Consider the following 6373-nt stretch of genomic DNA (forward strand, 5'->3'; position numbering starts at 1 on the left):
TTAACATAATCACTCATTTGCGCTATCACTAAATCGTTAAATTAGGGATAAGACTACACCAATTTCTTGATGATATCTTCTACAGAAACGCCTTCTGCTTCGGCCTTGAAGTTACGCACAATACGGTGGCGCAAGATAGGTAATGCTATAGCCTGCACATCTTCGATATCTGGCGAATATTTTCCGTTAAGTAAAGCATTACATTTGGCAGCCAAAATCAAGTTTTGAGAAGCACGAGGCCCTGCCCCCCACTCCAAATATTGATTAGTCACGGCATCGCTTAATTCTGATTTAGGACGAGTTTTGTGAACTAATTTTACTGCATATTCTACCACATTGTCGGCTACAGGTACTTTTCTGATTAATTCTTGAAAAGCTAAAATTTCTTCTCCCGAAACCTGCTTTTGTACTTTATATTTTGTTGCGGTAGTCGTATTCTTTACAATTTCAACCTCGGCGCGATATGATGGATAATCCAAATTTACCATAAACATAAAACGGTCGAGTTGGGCTTCTGGCAATGGATACGTACCTTCCTGTTCGATAGGGTTTTGGGTAGCCAATACAAAAAACGGACGACTTAATGGGTATTTTTTACCCGATACCGTCACAGCATATTCTTGCATTGCCTCCAAAAGCGCTGATTGAGTTTTGGGAGGTGTACGGTTGATTTCATCTGCCAAGATAATATTGGCAAAAATTGGGCCTTTCACAAACTTAAAATTACGTTCGTTATCGAGAGTTTCAGAACCCACAATATCCGAAGGCATTAAGTCTGGCGTAAATTGGATACGATTAAAATCAAGGTCTAAGGCTTCGGCAATTGTTTGAATCAGCAAAGTTTTTGCTAATCCCGGAACCCCAACTAATAAACAGTGGCCTTGACAAAAAATAGCTGTAAGCAAAAGTCTAACGGTATCTTCCTGACCAATGATGACTTTCCCGATTTCTGAAGTAAGTTTTTGATAAGATTCTTTCAAAGCGTTTACCGCTTCCACATCCGACTTGTATTGCGCCATGCTTGTGATATTAACGATGTTTAGATATTTGAACTCTTTTAACTCAAGGATATATTCCTAAAAATAGGTATTTTCTGAATACAGAGATAATTTCTTAGACGTCTTGCTTCAAATAAATCGCTGAGTGACTAGAGTATGATTGAATAGCGTGTACCGTAAAGTTAAACAAATAACCTGCCAAATTGTAGAGATTTGTGAGGCTTTATTCAAAACTTTCGACCAAACATCCTCCTAACGACAATAACACCAAAGTTATTGGGTTACTCTTGGCATTTTATTAAACAAAAACGGTCAGCGTAAAACTGACCGTTTTGGGATATAGTTTGGCAAACACCAGATTTATTGTCCTGTGCCTTTCATGACGTTACAGTCCTTGTATTCGTCCGAAATATAGATGAATACTTCACCTTTAGCTTTTGCAAACCATTCTTCAATAGCATTATTTCGTTTTCTATTCAAAGTAATCATTGCCAATTTTTGGAAGTCATCTTCAAGGTTTGCAAAGTGAGGTGGGTGTTTAGCTTTGTAGTACAACACACGTACTGCTGTACGACCATCCTCGGTGCGGTATTGAATAGGCTTGGTAAGTGTACCTACGGCCATCGAATCTAGTGTAAAATACAAACCAGATTCCATACTTCCATCCAAAGGCATTTTAATAGAACGAGTACTTGGGTCAATCAACATACCGCCAGCATCTTGAGTTGCTTTATCTTCAGAATGCAATTGGGCGGCCTTTTCAAACTTTAATGAATCGCGTTGAACTAGTACCCTAATGCTATCCAAGTAATTGGTAGGCTCTGTTAAATCCATTTTCTGATAATCAGGACGTAACAAAATATGGCGTGCGTGGTATTCCTGACCACGAATTTCGAGTAATTGAATCAAGTGATAACCAAATTCAGATTCGACTACATCTGACATTTGGTTTGGTTTTAGCTTCAAGGCAGCAGCTTCGAATGGCGCTACCATTTGACCACGTTTTGCAAAACCTAAATCACCTCCACGTTTTCCTGAACCTAAGTCTTCCGAATACAATTTGGCTAATTCAGCGAAATCTTCACCATTTTCAACTCGACGCTTATAGTCAAGTAATTTTTTGATGAGTTCTTCTTTTTGGTTTTTTGTAACTTTTGCCAAACGAACAATATGGCCTACCTCAACCTCAGAAGGTAAATATGGCAAAGAGTCTTTGGGAATAGATTCATAAAACTTACGCACTTCTTTTGGCGTAACCTTTACATCGCCCGTAATTTTCTCCTGCATTTTACGCGTTGTGAGCTGTTCCTTGATAGCAGAACGAAGCTCATCTTTCAAAGAGGCTATTGTTTTGCCATAGGCTTCAACGATATTTTTTTGTGAGCCAAACTGTTGTTCCATTTGCTCCATACGCGAATTCAACTCCATTTCTACTTTCTTATCCTCGATAAGCACAGAGTCGATTTCGGCTTTTGCCAACATCACTTTACCAATAATTAAACTCTCTAATAATTGGCAACGCGTTGGAGTATTGCCCTGCCCACTTTGCAAATATTGCTGATACTGTGCTTCAAGCTCAGATTTTAAAATGTAGTGATTGTCAACTTTTGCAATGATTTTATCAATTACTACCGATTGCGCTCTTGTCGAAAAGCTCATCACGAGTAATAGACCCATCAGTGAGAGTAAATAAAAGGGTTTTTTCATTGTTATCTAATTTCTTATGTAATGCTCGTAATCAGGTTTTACACTTGGCATAAACCTACATCTCTATTAATAACCTCCAGATATTCTTGAAACAATTTAGAATTTGAGATTCTTAATTAACAAATTTAAGTGTTTTTGAGCTCTAAACCTTTTCCTTTAGTAGTTAAAAAATGTTAATTGGTTATTTTACAAAGATTTTAAGCTTTGTTGAAGCAAAAAAAAGTGAAATCGTCGATTTAATCGTATCTGACAATTTCACTTTTTCTTACTATAGTAAAAGTTAGTACTCAAAATAAAATTTAATTTTTCAGATTCGGGCTTTCGGCCAAAACATATCTATCGTTACCAATAAGCTATTTAACACGCTTTGCCTTGTGCCTGTTGCCTTGTCCCTAAAACACAAAACTTAAATCTAATTCTGCACGATTACTTATTTATTCGATAATGCGACGAATCTCATTTTCATTTACCGATACAGGATATCTTTCTTTCAATTTGGCTATCCAATTTTCGTAAAGTTGTTTTTGATAATCTTTAATGACTTGCCCACGAGCTTCCTGAAAAGTTTTGGCTCTTGGCAATTCCACTTTATTGATATCTATCCAAACTTGACGACCTTTTGACTCAAATGTCTGTTCGCCTACCGTCCAATTGGCAGCATCCACAAACTCATTTTCGTTTCGTTTGAAATAGCGCTCTTCGGCGGTCAAACTATTGGGTTTTAAGGTATTGAATCTTTTGACTACATCTTCCATCGAATTAGAAAAGAACTTGATTGCAACACGCATGTTTTTGCTATGATCTGTTTTTGATACAGGCTTAAACTTGCCATCATCCTTCTCTATCACGCGGGTAGCAGAAATACCTTTATTAATCAAGCTATTAACAATATTTCTTGCACGTTCGGCCGAGATATTTTCTGGTTCATCGGCATCTGCATTACCTGTGATTTCGACCGTGTAATCTCGGTTTTTAATCATAATAACCGCCAATTCATATAATATTTTTTGAGCGTCGGGCGTAAAATCAGCTTTATCCTTTTCAAAGTAAATTTCAGGGAAACGGCGATTCATCGGGTAGGGTCCTTTTTGCAAAACCTGCTTAGCCTGTTCGAGCGTTTCTTTTCTATCAGTCGTAATTACCTTTGCCAAAACTCTATTTGTATACTGATAGCGGTCTGTATTTTGCTGAAAAAAGCGAACTTGAGCCAAAGAATCTAAAGAAGGCGCTAATACATACTTTTCATACATTTCTTTTTGCAAAATACCTTCCCGATATTCCTGTACCACAGACCTAAACTCAGGGTATCTTACCTCGAGATTTGCTTCTTCAAATGCTATATTTGCCTGTTCAACAAATTGTTTGTACCAAGTATCAACGGATTTATTTTCGACAACCCCAACTTTTAACATTTGTCGCTGTTGCTTGAACACGTAATCATAGAAATCTTTGGTCTTGTAAGGCTTTGAATTGATAGTAAATAAAGTTTTACCTAAATAGTCTTCCTGACCTGTACGATCTTTGTAGAATTTATCGAAAGCCTCCTGTTTTACAGAAATATATTCTAAAAAATTATTATCTCTAACCAACTTTTTGACTAGAGTAGCTCTTGCAATGGAGCCTCGGGAGGCATCTGCATTGATTTTTTGGCGAATGTAGGGAGCCAACTCTTCAAATTTCAATAAGTTTTTTTTCTCGACCAATCTAAAGATATGCCAGCCTAGGGAGGTTTGTATTGGTACGGTATAATCTCCTTTTTCTTTCAATGAAAACACTAAATCTGTAATTTTTTCATCTATCAAGGTTCCAGCTTCATACCATCTTCCAAGAACTCCACCCCTCGACTTGGTGCTGGCATCGTCTGAAAAAGTTCGGCAAACACCTTCAAATGGTTCGCCTTTTTTTAGGTATGCGTAGGCGTCGTCGATACGCTTTTTGGCAGCTGCTTTTTCAGCTTCATTCATACCAGCCGATACCGACACAAGAATATGCGCCAAACGGACTTTTCCTCTAAAAGAACGACGATCGAGTACTTTGATAATATGATATCCTCTTTCTGTGCGAAAAGGCATTGAAACCTCACCTTTAGGAGTATTGTATGCGGCAGACTCAAACACGTAGTTGTTGTCTAATACCGCCAAATATCCCAAATCGCCTCCACGAGAGGCCGACTTAAGGTCTTTAGAGTAGTCTTTGGCTATCTGCTCAAAAGCTTCACCTCTTAAGATACGAACGCGGAGATTTTTGATTTCATCATAGGCGGCCAATGTGTCGGCAGCTGAAGCATTTGCAGCTATTGGAATAAAAATTTGAGCAACCCTTACTTCTTCTTTCATGCGCTCATAAGCTTCTTGAATCAACTTTTCAAGCATTGCTTTGTCGGTCAAGTACGGACTTGCCAACTCCTTACGATACGTGTCCAATTCGTCGACAAACGCTCTTGCTGTATCTAAACCAGCCTTTTCGGCAGCAAATACACTTAATTGGTAATTGATAAAATCTTGTAAAAAAGTCCTAGAGTTCTCTTTTTTGACACTATCACTTTGGACAAGCTTTTTGTATGTTTGTTCAAACTCTCTCGAACTAATACTTTTTGTTCCTATGGTCATGGCAGGTACTTCGCTTTGCGCCAGAGCCATTTGCTCATGGGTGGCTAGGGCAAAAGATGCTGCTATCACCGTATATATTTTACATAACTTATTCATTCTTTCATTTGTCCTAAATCAGAAAAACTTTACTGACTTGTTCATTTTAACTTGCAAGTACCGTGGAATATTGTACAAAAAAAACAAAAATAACAATAAAAACGAGATTAAGTCTTGACAAAGACCTTCCGTTCTTTCCTAGTGCGTTGCAGTTGATTTGGGAATATTAGTTTTGATTAATTTGAGTTGAAGCTCATAATTTAACTCATAGTGAAATGAATTTTTGAGATGTTCGCCCTTAAATACCAAAGGAATATTGTACATCATTTTTCCTGATTTGAGTTCTTGAGCTGATAATTGAAAAGTATGTTGACCCAACAAATCATCCTTATCAAATCTTTCGGCGGCTTTGAGGCCTAATCCTGCGGCTTGCAAACTACCAAACACGATAGCTAATGGTGTTTGATACTCAGCAATACTCACCATAATGGCAGGTATTTTGGCTACTCCTCCAAACTCATTGATTTTTTTGACTAATTCTTGAGCTTTTGTATAATCATCAATTTCATTCAAAACAACCGAAGCCAATAATCGTCCATTTTCAGGAACTATCAACTCGATTGGTTTGAATCTATCCGAACTAAGAACTTGTCCAGCTTTTACAGATTCAACCCCAAACGAACCTGTTACTACTTGAGCAATTTTTCCTTGCTCATCTACGGCTGTTAAGGTGTAGCTAAGCACAATTTCATCTGCAAAAGTAAGATCCTCTTCTAAATCTATGGGGTTTACTTGTTTGACCTGCATTTTGGCCTGGTATTCTGTTTTTACAATCGTTTCTTCTACTGGCGTAGATTGCGATTGTACCCCAGAAATTACGGGTTTAGTAGTTTTACAAGACCCTAATGCCAATACAAGCCCGAATGAAGCAAAATACACTAATTGTTTTTTCATGGTGTGTAAAAATTATAAGCACCTCTTTTTCAATAAATTATTAAGTAAGTAGGAAAATGTTATTAGTTA

General features: G+C 37.5%; 4 protein-coding genes. All 4 read right to left on the minus strand.

All coding sequences use genetic code 11. The annotated features are described in order from the left end of the window. Window positions 1-53: 53 nt before the first annotated feature. On the minus strand, window positions 54-1019 hold the full coding sequence (locus ACOVQ4_RS03410; RefSeq protein WP_421819253.1) for an AAA family ATPase: 966 nt from the start codon (window positions 1017-1019) through the stop codon (window positions 54-56). Between the two features lie 339 nt (window positions 1020-1358). Beyond that, entirely contained in the window at window positions 1359-2705 is a 1347-nt protein-coding gene (locus tag ACOVQ4_RS03415; protein ID WP_421819254.1) for a peptidylprolyl isomerase, read from the minus strand. Window positions 2706-3139: 434 nt separating this feature from the next. After that, window positions 3140-5410, minus strand: a complete 2271-nt coding sequence (locus ACOVQ4_RS03420) for a peptidylprolyl isomerase (protein ID WP_421819255.1) — start codon at window positions 5408-5410, stop codon at window positions 3140-3142. Window positions 5411-5548: 138 nt separating this feature from the next. Then, on the minus strand, window positions 5549-6304 hold the full coding sequence (locus ACOVQ4_RS03425; protein WP_421819256.1) for a hypothetical protein: 756 nt from the start codon (window positions 6302-6304) through the stop codon (window positions 5549-5551). Window positions 6305-6373: the final 69 nt, after the last annotated feature.

Origin of the sequence: Flectobacillus sp., from assembly GCF_049240685.1 — a bacterium.
Lineage (GTDB): Bacteria > Bacteroidota > Bacteroidia > Cytophagales > Spirosomataceae > Flectobacillus.